This window comes from Acinetobacter sp. LipI_23 (assembly GCF_058243045.1).
This window is the reverse complement of the sequence record NZ_JBZAYJ010000001.1, coordinates 1,736,417-1,754,059: the sequence shown is the minus strand read 5'-3', so window position 1 is coordinate 1,754,059 and position 17,643 is coordinate 1,736,417. Positions and strand designations below refer to the sequence as shown.

The window sequence follows — 17,643 nt, the reverse complement described above, 5'->3', positions numbered from 1 at the left end:
CTCATGCCATAAAAAAACCTGCATTCGTGCAGGTTTTTTTATGTGTGTAGATAAACAAACTTTATTTAAGGGTAAGTAGGTTTAGGCACGAATTTTGAGCTCATAACCTGAATATTTACGAATATTAATTACGCCTGTATCTAAAATCAGGTACTGACCTTTGATCCCTTGTAACTTACCGCGAATAACTGGGGTTTTATCCAGATTGTGAGATTTAATTTTCTCAGGATATTGCTCAACTGGATAAACAAACTCGCGCGGCTGTTCAGTTTCCAAAAGCTCAACCGTTTCATTGAATTCAAGGTTTTGACTAAATTCCTCACGAATGGTTTGGATTTTAGGTGCAAATTCTTCGATGAGTTGTTCGCGAACTTCAATCAAGTCGAGTGGTTCTGCTTCGCCCTTGAGCAGTTTACGCCAATCGGTTTTGTCTGCCACTTGTGTGCCAAACATAATTTCGAGCTGACCTGAAAGACGACGCGAACCGACTTTCATAATTGGAAGGGCTTGGGTTGCACCTTGATCAAGCCAACGGGTTGGCATTTGGCTAATCCGTGTAATCCCAACCTTTAGGGCACTTGAGTTAGCTAAATAAACAATATGTGGCTGGAAACAAACTTCATGCGCGAAGCTGTCTTCTCGGCAGGTGCCTAAGTGGTAGTGACAGGTTTCAGGTTTCATAATACACATATCACAAGAGGCTTTGGTTTTAAAGCACTTAAAGCAATGGCCTTGTGAAAACGATTTAGATGTTTTAGCACCACATGAAACACAGAAGATTTTACCAGTCCATTCAATCTCAATTTCTTGACCCAAGTTAAAAGGAAGGTCAACTTCTGAACGATCTAGGATAAATTTATATTCAACATTTGCCTTGTGTGTATGTTGATCAGTTACACTAAGGTCCTTAAGACCTGCATGCATTTTATGGCAAATGCCTTGAAGTTCCATACAGAATTACTCACTCAATATTAAGGATGCGGTTATGGCTGAACTGAACGTCATTACTTCTATGCTAGACGATTTATCTCAAGAACAGCCTATTTCAACTGCATTGTGCATTGGGCAGGATCTCAGCCCAAATCATCATCAATCTATTCAATGGCAATATTTTAGCGTATCTGACTTTTTAAGTCTGCCTTTTACCCAGCGCTATGATTTAGGTTTTGTGCTTTTTGACACGGCAGAAATGCAAAATATAAGCTCACAACAAAAATCACAACTATTGGTGCGTTTAAGAGATTTGATGGCAAAGCGTATTGTGGTTGTGAGTCAATTGCAGGATGAACAACTGCTTCGTGCTTTAGGTTTTACTCAACTGATTGATAAAACGACGCATGATAAAGACTTTGCTCTATGGCAATTTAATATTTTGACCTATAAGCATGTGCCTGACTGGTTCAATTCAAAATTTTGGGCGAATCCTGAAAACTGGAATAAATTCCGTTGGTGATTCGACTGCGACTCTATTTTTTCATTCATAGCAAAAATTAACAATTTATCTCTATAGGGTTTTTTTAAACATCGTATGCTGTTTAAAAACCTAGAAAGGATAGAGTGATGACGAACCTGAATAATATTATAGAAATTTTAGCAAAGCAGGCCATGGGCGGTCAGCAACAGTCAAACCAACAAAGTGGTTTGGGTGGAATTTTGGGTTCGGTGCTTGGACAACTCGGAGCGGGTGGTACAGGCCAAACACAACAGGGTGGTCTGGGTGATATTTTAGGCTCGGTGTTGGGTGGTTTGACTGGTGGGCAGTCGCAGCAGGCGCCAAACTCGCAGAACTCAGGATTCGCAGGCGGTGGAAAAAGTTTATTGATTGCAGTATTGCCTTTGATTTTGGCATGGATTCAACAGCAAGGTGGTTTGCAGGCAGCTTTAGATAAACTCAAAGGGCAAGGTTTAAGCAGTCAGGTTGAGGACTGGGTTTCTACAGGACCAGGAGAAAACGCCAGTGTAAATCCAGAGCAAGTGCAAAACTTGTTTGATGATGCCGCGGTGGAGCAAGTTGCAGAGCAAGCGAATGCACCTAAACAAGATGTATATAGTGCTATTTCACAAGTATTACCGCAAATTATTGACTCACTCACCCCGCAAGCAGGACAAACCAACCCTCAAGAAGCCAACGCGGATATTCAACAGGTATTGAACTTAGTGTCAGGGTTTTTAAAGCGTTAAATTTAAGAAAAAATAAAAGGGCATAAGCCCTTTTATTTTTAGAATTCACTTTAATCTTAAGATTAGAAGTTATATTCCATTCCTAAACCAAATACTGTTTTGTTATCTTCTTCAAGATCTACACCAGTAATATCAAGTTTCTGTTGTGCAAGCACACCGTAGAAACGAGTTTGTTTATTTAAGTTGTAGTCAACACCGATACCATATTGGTCAATGGTGATATCATTAAATGCATCAGCTGTAGTTTCAGCAGTTTGGTATTGAGCTTTAACAACCCATGGTGTGTTGCCAACTTTATATGTTGAGCTAATTAACCATGCTTTCTCTTCAAGACCTTCTAAGCCATTAATATCATCAGTAGGTTCAGCTTGTTGATAAAGAGCACCTAACACTAGACCATTTGCGCCGATTTTACTAAAATCGTAAGAACCAGTTACGCGTACAGCATCTGAATATAGTTTTTCATCATCTAATCCAGCGTATTTACCTTGAACGCCAAAGTTACCAGCTAGTGCAAGAGCAACACCAACCTCTTTATTTTCATAAGTTAAAGAAGTAGAGATGGAATCACCAAACCCATCACGTTTTCCTTTTTGACCAGATGTGGCATAGTCTTTAGTTGCATCTTCACCTTGTTGCGCGAGGATATTAAATTGTAAACCACCTAGCATTTTCTTGTCTGTTTCAAACCCGATAGAGTTTTTAAGACGATCTTCACCATACATCATGTTTGTGATATCAAGGGTGTGATCATTAAAGATATCTTGATATTTTCCAGCAGCATTTTTGAAATAAGAGTCAAAAATACCAGCTTTTAAAGTACCTACATTTGTAAACTTTAAACCACCAAAAAGATTACGTTTTTTGAAAGTTTGAGCATCACTTTCATCACCATCTGCACTGATTTCCCATTCAGCCACATAAACTGCTGACACATTGTCAGTTAATTTTTCTTCGCCTTTAACCCCAATACGAGAAGCGTTAGAATTTAGTTCAGTGAAATCTTCATCTTTTTCAAAATCATTATTTTGAATTTGATCAACTGATAGATTGATTTTACCATATAAAGTTGGTGCTGCTTGTGCTGCGCTTACACCCATTGCTGCAACAGTAGCTGCTAGAAGCAATTTTTTCATCAAGATTTCTCCAAAACACTTTTAAAAATGGCATTCGCCTTGCTTTCTTATTTAGTTAGCTTGTGTACAAAAAGTTACACAAGCTCACCAACTTGCTAAGCAGTATCTGCAAACTTTGTGACATTGAAGTGAAGAAAAAATTACAATTTGATGACGGGTAATAAAATGTAATAAATAGACGTCTTGCGTTAGTCACGTTTTAAGCACCTGAAAGCTATATTTTATGAGGTTTTAGCCAATTCAAAAATTAGATAAAAATATACTTTCGCAAGAGGTCTAATAATTGTGATTTATTTTTAAGTATTTTAATTGTATTTAAATAAAAAAAGGAGCCGAAGCTCCTTGATTGAATGGATGGAATTACAAAGCAGCGCGAATTTTTTCTGCTTGTGCTTTGATTTTTTCTTGATCACCCATTTGTAACGCATGCTTACCTAGCTCATGTACCGAACTCGGAATGAGGTGGAAATGTACATGGGGAACGGTTTGCCCAGCAGCCGCTCCAGACAATTGCATGAGCACAATGCCTTTGGCATCCAAACCGACTTCAATGGCTTTTGCTACTTTTTGTACCACTTGAATGGTGTAGGCAGCAGCATCGGCAGGGAGGTCGAGTAAAGTTACCGCAGGTGTTTTGGGTATGACTAAAGTATGACCGTCTGCTTGAGGCATAATATCCATGAATGCAAGAACTTGGTCATCTTCATATACTTTAATGGCTGGAAGTTCACCACGTAAAATCCGTGCAAAAATGTTTTGCTCATCGTAAGCCATGTCTATTCCTTAAGTTTTGCTTAAACTGATTTACTTACAGTTCAATTCTTTTTGACGTTCTTTAATGGCGTCAAGACGTTGCTGCTCTTTTTCAGAGAATTTCGGTTTAGTGGTGTAGCAATTATCATTGCCAAATTTTGCTTTCGCTTCAGGGTCCTTAAAACAGAAACCTTTAGATGCATAAATGACATCATGATCATCTTTTAATTTTTGACACTCTTGCTCAGGTGATGCCGCAAAACTTTGCGCCCCGATTAATGTTGCAAGACTGGCAAAAACCGCTACAGTCAACTTTTTCATGAGAATTTCCTCAGTTTGTAACATTGTATGTAGTCACACTATTACTTTATAGGGGTTTGTTCTGTTTATTCAATGGTGAGTTCTTACTCAATTGTAATTTTACTTCATAATTGCTGCATATAATACATAAAATTTATATATATCAATAGCTTTTAAGATGGTAGATATAAATGGATATTTAAGTTTTTTATGTAGTTTAGTCTATTTTTTACAACTTTTCTTAGGCTCTAACATTTTTAGATTTCATTGATAGGGCCACAGTGCTTCGGTGCGTCAGCTTTTTTAACCTTTAATATTCGCCTCATCTCAAATTCTATTTCAGGAATTTTCTACGATTAGCAATGAATTTTTTTAAGTTATTCATTATTGGAGAGCTGAGTATGCAAAGGCTATTAGAACAGACGCCGATTTTAGATTATTACCATCCATCGATTCAAAATTTGATTGAACAACGCAAATGGAGAGATCTTGATGAAGTTAATAAGGTGAGGAATATTTATAACTTTGTTCGTGATGAAGTTCAATTTGGCTATAACACAGGAGATACGATACAGGCATCTCAAGTCTTAAGCGACGGTTATGGTCAGTGTAATACCAAAGCAACGTTATTGATGGCGTTACTCCGAGCGGTGGTTGTAGCCACTCGGATACATGGGTTTACCATCGATAAAGCCTTACAAAAAGGTGCAATCAAAGGCATTTGGTATAAGTTATCGCCCAAGAATATTTTGCATAGTTGGGTCGAAGTTCATGTGAATGGACAATGGTATATTTTGGAGGGTGTAATTCTTGATCGACTTTATCTAGAAAAATTACAAAGTATAAATAAGCATTAAACAAAAACTTTTTGTGGTTTTGGGGTATTTACCGAGAACTTTGAAAATCCACCTACGATTGGAATTTGAATGATACTTTTATTCAAGACAAGGGGATTAATCAAGATTTCGGTTTATTTGATAGCCCAGATGATTTTTATAATATGCATTAACAGGAACTTAGCCCGATACAGCGTATGGCTTTTAAATATGTAGTCAGACACTTAATGAATCAAAATGTCAATAAAATTAGAAATATACAAAAAGCCTCTTTATGAGGCTTTTTGTTCGGCCATAGAAATAGCTTAACTTATGATTAAAGTTAAAGTATGACTGACTATGATAAGCATTACTCTAAAGTAATTTTGCTCCATGACTCATATAGTTTAACTGCGGAAGAAAAATCGCTGTCTGCTGCAGATAAATCACTGGCAGTTTGAATTAAACTTTGAGCCAGCTCAATCACAGGTGCGGATAGTTTTGCTTCGCGGACTAAATCCACTGCAATGCTCGTATCTTTGGCTAATAGAGGGAGTGCAAAAGTAAGCGGGAAGCTGCGGTTGAGAATGCGCTGTGGTAAAACAGTTTCAGTGACGCCACTTTTACCACTAGACGCATTAATGCAATCTAATGCTTCGTTTAAGTTTACGCCATGGGCTTTTAGGGTGGTAAACCCTTCGGCAACAGCACAGAGGTTCACAGCCAAAAGCATATTGTTTACGGCTTTAACTGCAAAACCAGCACCTGATTCTCCTACATGTTTAATCAGTTTGCCAAACGCTTGAATAGCTGGTAGTGCGCGTTCAAAAGCTGCGGCATCACCACCGATCATAACCGTAAGGGTTGCATTATCCGCACCAATGGTTTGACCACTCACAGGTGCATCTAAAAAGTCCACACCGTGTTGTTTAAGCTGTTCAGCTACTTTTTTTGCAGAAGAGGGTACACCGCTGGTGCAATCGACCCAAATACTGCCTGCTTTAAGCTCAACTTGCGCAAGTAAGTCTTCAATATCTTGACTGGTTGGAAGGCAAGAGAAGACTACATCGGCCTGAACTGCTTGCGCAAGTTCCACCGCCTGCGTGCCATAGGCTTCTGCATGTTGTTTTGCTTTATCAAAATTGCGATTCCATACCCACACGTGTTCAAAGTGTTTAGGTAAGTGTGATGCCATGCGATAACCCATGGCGCCTAGACCGATAAATGCAACTGACTGAATCATGTCAAACCTTAGTATTTAAATTTTACTTGAACGTTCACTTAACCACTGAGCCAGCTGTGGCCAAAATTCATCGGCACTACGTTTACTCGACATCAGTCCTAAATGTCCCCCTGGGATAAGAGTAAACGTGACATCGGTGCTACTTGTCAATTGGGTTAATGGCTGAGCTGCCTCTGCTGTAACAAGTTGGTCTGTTGTCCCTGCAGCTACAAGCAATGAGCACTGTATATTTTTTAAAGCTATGCTTTTCTCATTTAATGTGATTAGTCCAGTTTTGAGTGGATTACGCAGCCAAACATTAAAAAGCATGTCTTGGTTAATGCCGCCGGGATAATCAATCATACGATTGAGAAAACCGCCGATGGTGGCATGCTCATACAAGGTTTCATGGTCATCTAAATTAAGTAGCAGATTCTTATGACTTTGAAACCAGCCGATAGGATCAATGATTTTAAAACCAAAAGTATTTAACCCTCCAGAAGTATGAAGTAGACGCTTTGGTATTTTGCCCTGATAAATTTGCTGTTGTAATGCTTTGCTTTTTGAAATGATTCGATTGAGGTATGCAAAGAACTGGCCATTTCGCCCAGATTTATAACTGTCAATTGGACTCCCCAAAACCATTAAATTTTTCACAAAATTGGGTTGATGTAAGGCGGTATACAAGGTCACGAAAATGCCAGCCATACTCCACCCATGCAGGGAAATTTTCTCGCTGCGGCTATGTTTTAAAATGCTTTGTATACAGAGTGGAATATAATGATCAATAAACGTCAAAAAGTTAAAATGACGGTTATGAATATTTAATTTCCCCCAATCAATCACATATACGGCAAAGCCTTGCTGTTGGAAGTACTTCACCAGCGAGCGATAAGGATAAAGGTCGTAAATAGACATATTGATGGCTAGCGGGACCACAAAAACTAAGGGTTCTTTATACTTACGCACTTCAGGTGCGTAATAGCGAATTTGGGTCAGATCAAATGTTTCAATCACTTCATAAGGTGTGCTTTGTGACAAAATGAGTGACTTTCCATTAAAAATGCGCGTAGAAAGATTCTTTAATTTATTTTGATGTGTTGAAATTTTAGTTTTTAAAGAGTGCATATAGGTCTTAGATCTCAAATAAGCAGAAAGTTTGATCGAAGTCTAATCAATATTCGCGTATTTTACCTTGACCTTAAATAGCCTAGACGCTCAAAATGTTGGCAATTCTTTACAAAGGCAGTCTGTCGACTGAACCAGAGCCATGAGCCTACAAGACGAATTTGAATACCAATTAGATACCTTAGCCATTCGTACTGGGCATACGCGTAGTTTCGAGGGAGAACATGGCGAACCTATCTTTCTAACTTCATCATTTGTCTATGAAAATGCAGCAGAGGCCGCAGCAAAATTTTCAGGTCAAGAGCCAGGGAACATCTACTCGCGTTTTACCAACCCAACTGTTGCAATGTTTGAAAAACGCCTTGCAGCTTTAGAAGGTACAGGACGTGCAGTGGCAACCAGTTCAGGTATGGCCGCAATTATGGCCGTGGCAATGTCATTTTTAAAACTAGGCGATCATGTGATTTGTTCACGTGCAGTATTTGGTTCGACCGTATCTTTGTTTGAAAAATATGTGGCTAAGTTTGGTGTAACTGTCGACTTTGTCGATTTAACAGATTTAGATGCATGGAAAAATGCCGTTAAGCCTGAAACTAAATTGCTCTTTGTTGAGTCTCCGTCGAATCCTTTGGCTGAAGTGGCAGACGTTCAAGCACTTGCTGATATCGCACATGCCAATGGCGCACTTTTAGCAATTGATAATAGTTTCTGTACGCCAGTATTACAGCGCCCAATTGAGTTTGGTGCGGACTTGGTGATTTATTCAGCGACGAAGTATTTGGACGGTCAAGGTCGTGCTCTCGGTGGAGCAGTGGTTGGTAGTCATAAACTACTCGAAGAAGTGTTTGGTTATGTACGTACCACAGGGCCTTCAATGAGTCCTTTTAATGCATGGGTATTCTTAAAAGGCTTAGAGACTTTACGTTTACGTATGCGTGAGCATTCAGCAAGTGCGCAAAAGCTGGCAGAATTCTTAAATACACATCCGAAAGTCGAAAAAGTGTATTACGCAGGTTTACCAGAGCATATTGGGCATGAACTTGCAGCGAAGCAACAAACAGGTTTTGGTGGAATCGTTTCTTTTGAAGTGAAAGGCGAGCGCGAAGGGGCATGGACTGTTATTGACAATACTCAGTTTATTTCAATTACAGGCAACTTGGGCGATGCCAAATCGACCATTACCCATCCTGCAACGACTACCCATGGCAAACTTTCACCAGAAGCGAAACAAGCCGCAGGAATTCGTGAAGGTTTAATTCGTGTTTCTGTTGGTTTAGAAGATATTGATGATATTATTCGCGATATCACACGTGGTTTAGACTTAATCTAATTTTTTAATTTTATGTTCGGAGATTTTAATGAACATTAATATGTTAATGCAGCAAGCTCAACGCATGCAAAAAGACATGGAAAGCAACATTAAAAAAGCTAAAGAAGAGCTTTCGCAAACTGAAGTGCATGCTGAAGCTGGTGGTGGTTTGGTTAAAGTGACGATGACTTGCCGTAATGTGGTAAAACGTATCGAAATCAATCCTGAATTATTGCAAGATGATGCAGATATGATTGAAGACTTAATTGCTGCGGCAATGAATGATGCTGCACGTCAAGCAGAAGCAATCACTGAAGAACGTATGAAAGCTGCGAACTCAGGTGCAGGCTTACCACCGGGTCTTGCTGGTTTATTCTAATTAAGGAATACGTATAGTGTTTAGCGATCGTTTTGATCAATTGGTACAAGCTTTACGTATTTTGCCAAGTGTTGGGCCGAAATCGGCTCAGCGCATGGCGCTTCATCTGATTATGAAAAATCGTGAAGGGGCTGTGGGTCTTGCACATGCTTTGAACGAAGCCACCAGCTATATTCACGAATGCAGTTTGTGTCACTCACTGACTGAAAACGAAGTTTGTGATATTTGCATGTCGCATGAACGTGATGATCAACTTCTCTGTGTGGTTGAGTCACCCGCAGATGTGATGGCGATTGAGCAAAGTGGCAGTTTCAGTGGTAAGTACCATGTATTGGGTGGGCATTTATCTCCACTTGACGGTGTTGGGCCTGAAGAGATCGGCATTCCTTATCTAATCCAGCGTTTGGGCGATGGTAAAGTAACGGAAGTGATTTTGGCGACCAATGCAACGGTAGAAGGTCAGGCCACAGCGCACTATTTGGTCGAGGCAACGAAACATTTACCGATCCAAATGACGCGCATTGCACAAGGCGTACCACAGGGTGGTGAACTTGAATATGTCGATAGTCATACCTTAAGCCAAGCTGTACATAATAGAATGCGAATGAAATAAGTATTTCGATACTTGTTTCATTTTTTAGTTGAGCTACAAGATTGAAATCTTGAGTAAGATAAAAAAAATATTAATTTGAATCTAGTTGTATAAAAAAAATCACAAAAAACGGCAAATAATTAAAAAACCCTTAGAAATCTTGATAGCTAAATGATCTTATTCAGGTAAGATAGCCCAAAGAGCATCTAGCACTAGACGCAGTAGGATATGTTTCAGTTTATTCAGCAGCAACAAGACTTAACACCAGTCTTAGAAAAAATGGATCGTAACGAAGTCTATGGACTCGATACAGAATTCATCAAAGTCGATACCTTATGGCCGAAGTTAGGCGTATTTCAAATCAATGTCGAAAACAATGTCTATTTACTCGATGGTACGACACTCGATTTAACTGAATTTTGGAATAAACTTTTTCGCGCACAGCAAAATGTCTTTCATGCTTGTAGTGAAGATATCGACCTGATTTATCACTATGCACAGCATAAAACCTTAAACAATGTATTTGATACCCAAGTGGGTATGTCTTTCTTAGGACATGGCTTACAAGTGAGTTATCAAAATGCCCTAAAACAAATGTTGGATGTTGATATCGATAAAGGGGAAACGCGCTCAAACTGGTTGGCGCGACCATTAAGCCCTGCACAACTGAGCTATGCGGCAAACGATGTGCTGTACTTGATGAATCTTTCAGAAAAAGTTAAACAAGAATTAGATTCAAAGTCACTCCTAAACTTTGCTCTTGAAGACTGTCAGCATCTGACGCAAGAAATCGCGACAGAAACGCCTTTGCATTTGCTCTATCAAGATATTGGTAACTATCGACATTCACGACGTCAGTTGATGCAGTTGCAGCAGTTGGCTGTATGGCGTGAACACATGGTGAAAGCGCTAAATACACCACGTAGTTTCATTTTGAAAAACTCAAGCATGATTGATTTGGTTGAGAAAAATCCGAAAAATGTGTTTCAGTTATCGGGTGTAAAAGACATACGTCAAAATGTTGTCCGTGAGCACGGCAAAACCATTTTAGATTTGGTGAAGTTCTTGCCTGAGCAAGCAGATTGGCCACTACGTATGGCACGTCCGATCCGTCATTCTTCAAAAGATGTGGGAGAGAAGATTGATCACTTAATTCAAAATGTGGTCAATGAAACCAGTATTCCTAAAGAAGTATTGATGCGCAAAAAGTGGATGAACGCACTGCATCAACATGTGGTTTTTCATAATGATGAGCAAGACTTGCCTGATTATTTATTAGGTTGGCGCTATGATTTGTTAACCCAACCTTTAATTCAACTCCTACGCCGTGATGAAAGCTATCTTTCGACGCAAATGAAAGTCATGGATTAATAATTAGTCAATTGGTCTGAAGTTTGAATATTTATACAAAATCACGACTGATGCGTTAATCATGACTAATGTCAGCTGCTTTTATTTGATGTATCCTGTGGCTTGAGTTATTTGAGTGCTGTTTTAGATATGCAATGTTCTATTTATAAATCAAGTAAAAAAGATGAAATGTATCTTTATATTGCTTGTCCAACTGAAGCTGATCAAGCCGCTGAAGATTTTAGCCCATTGAATGTTTTGCCTGAAGCTGTTCGTGTTGCATTTGGTCGAGCGACTTTTGTGATGTCATTAGAGCTGAGTGAAGCGCGTAAATTGGCTCGTGTAAATGTATTGCATGTCATGGATTCGATTCAAACTCAGGGCTTCTTTCTACAAATGCCGCCAGAAGGATTAATCAATCCGAATGCTGCGGCACCAGAAGGCCTTCGTGGCGCATAAAGCATAATTCAGGAGTTGCACCGTGGATAGTTTTCTTTCAATGCTCGATTCAATTCCTGAAGATAGTATTGCTGTCACAGTTTATCTTTTGGGCAGTTTGCTGATTTTGTGGTGTTGGTATTCCATTGCTACACGCCTGCCGAAGCTGTTGGGTGGCATTACATGGATGATGATCTTTGCCATTTTATTGACACCAACGGTTTCCGAAGGGCCAAACTCATCGATTGCACCGGCTATTTTTGGCTTGCTTTTCGGTGTGTTAACGAAAGAATCAGCACTCATTTGGTCAAATTTGTCACTGATTCTCTTTGTCATGGGTGTGGGGCTTGTGATCGGTTTCTTTTGGTCAAAATATGTGGCTAATAAAACCAAAGTAGTTGTCAGTAACAATCATTCACCGCTGTAATTAATAAAAATAAGGTTTAATCATGTCTGTTGAAACACAACAATTTACGGGTACAGATCAGTACATCGCTACCGATAGTTTAAAACTTGCTGTAAAAGCTGCACGTAGCTTACAAAAGCCTTTGTTGGTCAAAGGTGAGCCGGGTACAGGCAAAACTTTACTGGCTGAACAAGTGGCTGAAAGCTTAGGCTTAAAATTATTGACTTGGCACATCAAGTCAACCACAAAAGCCCAGCAAGGTTTATATGAATATGATGCGGTTTCACGTTTACGTGACAGCCAACTGGGTGATGACCGTGTTTATGACATTAAAAACTATATTAAACCGGGTAAATTGTGGGAAGCGTTCATCAGTGAAGAACGTTGTGTTTTATTGATTGATGAAATTGATAAGGCGGACATTGAGTTTCCAAATGACCTGTTACATGAATTGGACAAGATGTCTTTCTATGTCTATGAGACGGGCGAAACTATTACTGCATCACAACGTCCTATTGTGATTATTACTTCAAATAATGAAAAAGAACTTCCAGATGCATTCTTGCGTCGTTGTTTCTTCCACTATATTGAATTTCCAGATGACGCAACCATGCGTGAAATTATTGACGTTCATTTCCCGCAAATTTCAACGGCATTGGTCAATGAAGCATTGCAAGTTTTCTTCAAATTACGTCAAGTTCCGGGTCTAAAAAAACCACCATCAACTTCTGAATTGATTGACTGGTTAAGCTTGCTGATGGCCGATGATATGCCAGAAGATGTACTGCGCAATCATGATAAGTCTAAAGCCATTCCACCTTTATATGGCGCACTCATTAAAAACGAACAAGATGTACAGTTGCTTGAACGTTTAGCCTTTATGTCGCGTCGCTAAAGGAGAAACACGCATGTTTGTGCGCTTGTTTTATACCTTACGCAAATACGGTGTTCCCGTCTCGACGCGTGAACTGATCGATCTGAATGAAGCTGTTGCTTCAGGTTTGGTCTTTGCCGATCAAGAAGAGTTCTATCAACTCGCCAAAATTATTATGGTGAAAGATGAACGCTTCTTTGACAAATTTGACCGAGGGATGAAAGACTATTTTGATGGGATTTCAACTTTTGATTTGGATGATTTACTCAATAAAGTTCAAAAGTTACCGAAAGACTGGTTCGATTTAGAACTCTTAGAAAAGCATCTAACTCCTGAGCAGCGTGAAGAATTAAAGAAAGCAGGTTCATTAGAAGAACTCATGAAAATGCTGGAAGAACGTTTACGCGAGCAGCATAAGAAGCATCAGGGTGGAAACAAGATGATCGGCACTGGAGGAACTTCTCCATTTGGTGCTTATGGTGATCATCCTGAAGGGGTACGTATTGGTGGGCCGGGACGTAAACGTTCTGCTGTAAAAGTTTGGGAACAACGTAAATATCAGAATTTGGATGATGATCAAATTCTCGGGACGCGCCAAATGCAAATGGCATTGCGTCGTTTGCGTAAGTTTGCCAGACAAGGTGCTGCTGAAGAGTTAGATATCGACGGTACAATTCGTGAAACAGCGAAGCAAGGCATACTCGATGTGCAGCTCGTGCCTGAACGTCGTAATCGCATTAAGGTGCTGATGTTGTTTGATGTGGGTGGATCAATGGATTCCCATATTGCACAATGCGAAAAACTGTTTAGTGCGGCGAAAACTGAGTTTAAAACTTTAGAGTATTTCTATTTCCATAACTGTTTATATGACTATGTTTGGAAAGACAATGTACGCCGCTCAAGTACCCGTATGAATACGTGGGATTTATTTAATACCTATGGACGCGACTATCGTGTAATTGTGGTTGGAGATGCCTCTATGGCACCTTATGAACTCAATTCTGTGGGTGGTTCAGTTGAATATATGAATGATGAAGCAGGCAATGTCTGGCTACAGCGCTTACGCAATCATTTTGAAAAAACAGCATGGTTGAACCCAGAAGAAGACCGTTATTGGCATTACACTCATACGATTGGTTTGATTAAGCAAATTTTTGAAGACCATATGTACCCAATGACCCTCAAAGGCGTTGAGGATATGACTAAGTATTTAGCACGATAAAGCTGGAAAGAAAGCACATTTTAAGAATAAGGATCATAAAAAATGGATCATCAAATTAATGGTATTGCTTTGCCTAATGAAGCGGGCTTTTTTGGGAAATATGGTGGTCAGTTTATTCCACCTCACTTAAAAGCGGCAATGGATGACATTAAAGTCGCTTACGAGCAAATTCGTGTAACAGAAGAATTTCAAACTGAACTTGCTGAACTGTTTGCACACTATGTTGGTCGTCCAAGTCCGTTGTTTTATGCAAAACGGTTATCTGAACAGTTGGGCGGGGCAAAGATCTATCTAAAGCGTGAAGACTTAAACCACACAGGCGCACATAAAATTAATCACTGTTTGGGTGAAGCGCTGCTTGCAAAATATATGGGTAAAACCAAAGTGATTGCAGAAACGGGTGCAGGTCAACACGGCGTTGCATTAGCAACAGCCTGTGCTTTGGTGGGGATTCCATGTGAAATTCATATGGGGCAGGTGGATATTGAAAAAGAACATCCCAATGTCGTCAAAATGAAAATCCTTGGAGCAACACTCATTTCAGTGACACGTGGTACTGCAACATTGAAAGATGCTGTGGACAGTGCTTTTGAAGAGTATTTAAAAGATCCAACCCATTATATCTATGCTATTGGTTCGGTTGTTGGGCCACATCCATTTCCAATGATGGTGCGCGACTTCCAGTCGATTATTGGTAAAGAAATTAAAGAACAAACCTATGAGCGCTTTGGTGCGAACCCAGATTATGTGGTTGCATGTGTCGGTGGCGGTTCAAATGCTATGGGGGCTTTTACCGCATTTTTGAACGATGCAGATGTGAAATTGATTGGTGTCGAACCAGCAGGTCATGGTCTAGATACCGACATGCACTCGGCAACCTTAACTTTAGGTAAACCAAGTCAGATTCATGGTATGGCGTGTTATGTACTTGAAAATGATCAGGGTGAACCGTTACCAGTACACTCGATTGCTTCAGGTCTAGATTATCCTGGCGTCGGGCCTCAGCACAGTCTGCTGAAAGACTTGGGTCGTGTCGAATATACCACTGCGACTGATCAAGAGTGCTTGGATGCGTTTATGCGGTTGTCACGTGTTGAAGGGATTGTCCCTGCACTTGAAAGTTCACATGCCGTAGCATGGGCGCTTCGTGAAGCTCCAAAGTTGGCCAAAGATATTAAAATTGTGGTGAATGTATCTGGACGTGGCGACAAAGATGCAGACTATGTCGCTGAAAAATTAGGTCTGAATTAAGGTTCAAGTTTTTCATATTTACATATAAAAAATCCCTGTTTAGAGCAGGGATTTTTTATGATCTTGTTTTTATCATTAATAGCCAATGCTGAGTATATGTTTAAACACCTAAACATTAAAACTTAACCTGAAATATACTGTTGTAGTTGCTCAATCAGTTTCTTTTGATCATCCATTGCCGCTTTCACCAAGTCACCAATAGAAATGAGTCCCAATAATTTATCTTGCTCAACAACAGGCAAGTGACGAAGGTGGCGGTCTGTCATCAGGTCTAAACATTCTTCAACCGTAACTGCTGTTGTGACCGTCAGTACTTTTGCTGTCATAATTTCATTGACTGTGGTTTGCTTTGAAGTACGTTCCATCAACATGACTTTGCGCATATAGTCACGTTCGGACAATATACCTACAACGCGTTCTTCGTGTGTGACCACAAGTGCACCAATGCCTTTATCTGCCATAAGTGAAATTGCTTCAAGAACCGTGGCTTCAGGGCTGATGGTGTAGATTGCTTGATGTACTTTATCTTTTAATACTTGAGCAACATTGGTCATAGGGCATATCCTCGGTTGTGGTTATTGTTTTATATTTAAATTAGCGCGATTTAAAAAAAAGCAAATACTTTACAGTCAGAGCTCTCAATAAAATAATAAGTTAATTACGTCTTATTGTTCTTAATGAGCCTTAAGCTGGCGACAGAATACGGTCATTGAAGAAAAAGTGACGCATTTGAGACGTGCTGAGCTTCATACGCTTTGTGCCATTACATAGCGCAGGGGTGACTTTTAAGCGTGACAGAGTAGGCAGTAATGCGCTTTGGAAATCTTGTGGCGTGATTTTTTTAGGAATATAGTTTGGCCAGTGCAATTGAGCATATTGGTGTGCGTGTAAACCATTGAGCCAAAAAGGGAAAACATAGTCATCATGATCTGAGGTCATCGCCCAGCCTTGCTGTTCAGCGTTGTAAAGCCCCCAAAGAATACCGCAGTACATCATGCCTCTTAGAATATTGATTTTTAAATATAAATGATTTGAAATCGGTTGTAGTTTCAAAATTTTGTACATAGCGTTATGTCATTAAGGAACATGACGCTATTTTAAATAATTAAGATGAAAGTTCAGTGTAAGCTTTGCATAACTATGTAAATAAATATGTCATATCAAAATGTTAGGCTCAAAAAAACGCCACCTAGGTGACGTTTTATTATGCTTTCATGGTGGCAAGCTGTTGCCAGTATTGTGCTTTCAGCGAGTCGCGTTCTACGCGGAAACCTTGATAATAAAGTTCTGCCAAAAACAGTGCTGCTTTACCGTGGCCAGCGCGTGCAACGCTTTCTAACTGTTGTACTGCTTCTACAAAGTTCATTTGTGATTGAATGGTGTTTACTGCATCCGCATACGCATGTTCTAAGTCATGATGAGAGATTTGTTGAATCATATTAAGCTCCTTATTCTAATTATGATCACTTAAAGGTATTTTTACCTTTAGATATAAATATCACGCTAATGTTAAATATTTATTACAAATTGCTGGAATTGTCAAATATATTGTCGAGTATTCTTCATCTTATTTTGTTTACATGATTAAACAATGAACAATCAAAAGATTGAATATGATAATAAAACAGGAAACTGTATTTTATAAGGAGAATAACATGACAAATACATTAGACGGTTTTGATTTTGATATGCCTCCAACTGTTTCTCAAATTGTAGCGTTGGCGCAATATCACCGAACACTATTAGATGAAGCAGTTTTCCATCAAGAAATTCATCTTGGGGATTTTTGTTTGGCACAACGTAAACGAGTTTATGATTTCACACGTCAGCTTGATGAAAATCAACGGGCTGATTTTTATGAAACATACAATGGGGAGCTAAGACGTATTGCAGATGACGATCCTGCACACCCTGCAGATGCAGAAAATGGTGTTGGGGCTTTCGCCATTATGATTGCATTGGGGGTAATTGCCTTGGTGCTCTATTTTGCAGTTATTCGTAGCATTGTTGGTTAGACTTCTGCTTTACAAACAATCTGACTTGCTGAAATTATGTCCTCTTTAGCATTAATGGGGACATTTTTCAGCATTTCACCTTGTGATTATGCAATTCGCTACTTACACTAGTTTCACTAGAGGTAGGTTATGCACATTGCGATCCAAAAAATTCTTAAATTAAAATCACAGATTACGCTTGTACAAATTTATAATGGTCTGATGGCATCGATCATTATGCTTATTGTCATTTTATCGAGTATTGCTTTATCTCGGCCCATTTCTCCAAGCCA

Annotated in this window: 21 protein-coding genes and 1 pseudogene; 13 read left to right on the top strand and 9 right to left on the bottom strand. The window is 39.5% G+C overall.

What is annotated here, in order from left to right:
- Positions 1-81: 81 nt before the first annotated feature.
- Entirely contained in the window at positions 82-951 is an 870-nt protein-coding gene (locus AC4CVD_RS08635; protein WP_490752880.1) for a DUF2797 domain-containing protein, read from the bottom strand.
- A 34-nt stretch (positions 952-985) separates the two neighbouring features.
- Here AC4CVD_RS08635 and AC4CVD_RS08630 point away from each other — a divergent pair, with 34 nt between their 5' ends.
- Together AC4CVD_RS08630 and AC4CVD_RS08625 are read left to right on the top strand one after the other, a co-directional pair.
- Complete coding sequence (locus AC4CVD_RS08630) at positions 986-1,453, top strand: DUF6231 family protein (protein ID WP_490752878.1); 468 nt, start codon at positions 986-988, stop codon at positions 1,451-1,453.
- A 107-nt stretch (positions 1,454-1,560) separates the two neighbouring features.
- On the top strand, positions 1,561-2,181 hold the full coding sequence (locus AC4CVD_RS08625) for a YidB family protein (protein WP_062032773.1): 621 nt from the start codon (positions 1,561-1,563) through the stop codon (positions 2,179-2,181).
- Between the two features lie 62 nt (positions 2,182-2,243).
- Here the strand turns inward: AC4CVD_RS08625 and AC4CVD_RS08620 are convergent, their stop codons facing one another.
- The 3 genes from AC4CVD_RS08620 to AC4CVD_RS08610 form a co-directional block, all read right to left on the bottom strand.
- On the bottom strand, positions 2,244-3,317 hold the full coding sequence (locus AC4CVD_RS08620) for a porin (RefSeq protein WP_490752876.1): 1,074 nt from the start codon (positions 3,315-3,317) through the stop codon (positions 2,244-2,246).
- 360 nt (positions 3,318-3,677) lie between these two features.
- On the bottom strand, positions 3,678-4,091 hold the full coding sequence (locus AC4CVD_RS08615) for an HIT family protein (protein WP_151836273.1): 414 nt from the start codon (positions 4,089-4,091) through the stop codon (positions 3,678-3,680).
- 30 nt (positions 4,092-4,121) lie between these two features.
- Positions 4,122-4,391, bottom strand: coding sequence for a YARHG domain-containing protein (locus tag AC4CVD_RS08610; protein ID WP_004697032.1), 270 nt, complete (start codon positions 4,389-4,391; stop codon positions 4,122-4,124).
- A 380-nt stretch (positions 4,392-4,771) separates the two neighbouring features.
- Between AC4CVD_RS08610 and AC4CVD_RS08605 the strand changes: the two are divergent.
- Positions 4,772-5,484 (top strand): annotated as a pseudogene (locus AC4CVD_RS08605) (transglutaminase-like domain-containing protein).
- A 71-nt stretch (positions 5,485-5,555) separates the two neighbouring features.
- Here the strand turns inward: AC4CVD_RS08605 and AC4CVD_RS08600 are convergent.
- Positions 5,556-6,428 (bottom strand): NAD(P)-dependent oxidoreductase, encoded by an 873-nt coding sequence (locus AC4CVD_RS08600; RefSeq protein WP_490752874.1) that lies wholly within the window; start codon positions 6,426-6,428, stop codon positions 5,556-5,558.
- 15 nt (positions 6,429-6,443) lie between these two features.
- Entirely contained in the window at positions 6,444-7,535 is a 1,092-nt protein-coding gene (locus tag AC4CVD_RS08595; protein WP_490752872.1) for an alpha/beta fold hydrolase, read from the bottom strand.
- A gap of 142 nt (positions 7,536-7,677) precedes the next feature.
- Here AC4CVD_RS08595 and AC4CVD_RS08590 point away from each other — a divergent pair, with 142 nt between their 5' ends.
- The 9 genes from AC4CVD_RS08590 to trpB all read left to right on the top strand — a co-directional run bounded on the left by AC4CVD_RS08590 (position 7,678) and on the right by trpB (position 15,356).
- Positions 7,678-8,865 (top strand): O-succinylhomoserine sulfhydrylase, encoded by a 1,188-nt coding sequence (locus tag AC4CVD_RS08590; protein ID WP_490752870.1) that lies wholly within the window; start codon positions 7,678-7,680, stop codon positions 8,863-8,865.
- Positions 8,866-8,893: 28 nt separating this feature from the next.
- The gene (locus AC4CVD_RS08585; RefSeq protein ID WP_490752868.1) at positions 8,894-9,223 is read left to right on the top strand and encodes a YbaB/EbfC family nucleoid-associated protein; all 330 of its coding nucleotides are present in this window, start codon (positions 8,894-8,896) and stop codon (positions 9,221-9,223) included.
- 16 nt (positions 9,224-9,239) lie between these two features.
- Positions 9,240-9,836, top strand: coding sequence for a recombination mediator RecR (recR, locus tag AC4CVD_RS08580; RefSeq protein ID WP_490752866.1), 597 nt, complete (start codon positions 9,240-9,242; stop codon positions 9,834-9,836).
- Positions 9,837-10,043: 207 nt separating this feature from the next.
- On the top strand, positions 10,044-11,186 hold the full coding sequence (locus AC4CVD_RS08575) for a ribonuclease D (protein ID WP_490752864.1): 1,143 nt from the start codon (positions 10,044-10,046) through the stop codon (positions 11,184-11,186).
- A gap of 129 nt (positions 11,187-11,315) precedes the next feature.
- Positions 11,316-11,624 carry a YcgL domain-containing protein gene (locus AC4CVD_RS08570; RefSeq protein ID WP_004984643.1) on the top strand — a complete coding sequence of 103 codons (309 nt, stop codon included), beginning with the start codon at positions 11,316-11,318 and terminating at the stop codon, positions 11,622-11,624.
- Positions 11,625-11,646: 22 nt separating this feature from the next.
- Entirely contained in the window at positions 11,647-12,030 is a 384-nt protein-coding gene (locus AC4CVD_RS08565; RefSeq protein ID WP_125274856.1) for a hypothetical protein, read from the top strand.
- A 22-nt stretch (positions 12,031-12,052) separates the two neighbouring features.
- Entirely contained in the window at positions 12,053-12,904 is an 852-nt protein-coding gene (locus AC4CVD_RS08560; RefSeq protein WP_490752862.1) for an AAA family ATPase, read from the top strand.
- 13 nt (positions 12,905-12,917) lie between these two features.
- Complete coding sequence (locus AC4CVD_RS08555; protein WP_490752860.1) at positions 12,918-14,105, top strand: vWA domain-containing protein; 1,188 nt, start codon at positions 12,918-12,920, stop codon at positions 14,103-14,105.
- A gap of 42 nt (positions 14,106-14,147) precedes the next feature.
- Positions 14,148-15,356 (top strand): tryptophan synthase subunit beta, encoded by a 1,209-nt coding sequence (gene trpB, locus AC4CVD_RS08550; RefSeq protein WP_490752858.1) that lies wholly within the window; start codon positions 14,148-14,150, stop codon positions 15,354-15,356.
- A gap of 122 nt (positions 15,357-15,478) precedes the next feature.
- On the opposite strand, the gene AC4CVD_RS08545 is transcribed toward trpB, so the two are convergent.
- The 3 genes from AC4CVD_RS08545 to AC4CVD_RS08535 form a co-directional block, all read right to left on the bottom strand.
- On the bottom strand, positions 15,479-15,910 hold the full coding sequence (locus tag AC4CVD_RS08545; protein WP_125274853.1) for a CBS domain-containing protein: 432 nt from the start codon (positions 15,908-15,910) through the stop codon (positions 15,479-15,481).
- 130 nt (positions 15,911-16,040) lie between these two features.
- A complete protein-coding gene (locus AC4CVD_RS08540; protein WP_004984635.1) occupies positions 16,041-16,421 on the bottom strand; it encodes a DUF2750 domain-containing protein in 381 nt (126 codons plus the stop codon).
- 139 nt (positions 16,422-16,560) lie between these two features.
- Entirely contained in the window at positions 16,561-16,794 is a 234-nt protein-coding gene (locus tag AC4CVD_RS08535) for an SEL1-like repeat protein (protein ID WP_004697075.1), read from the bottom strand.
- A gap of 217 nt (positions 16,795-17,011) precedes the next feature.
- Between AC4CVD_RS08535 and AC4CVD_RS08530 the strand changes: the two genes are divergently transcribed.
- Positions 17,012-17,371 (top strand): hypothetical protein, encoded by a 360-nt coding sequence (locus tag AC4CVD_RS08530; protein ID WP_004697078.1) that lies wholly within the window; start codon positions 17,012-17,014, stop codon positions 17,369-17,371.
- Positions 17,372-17,643 lie beyond the last annotated feature (272 nt).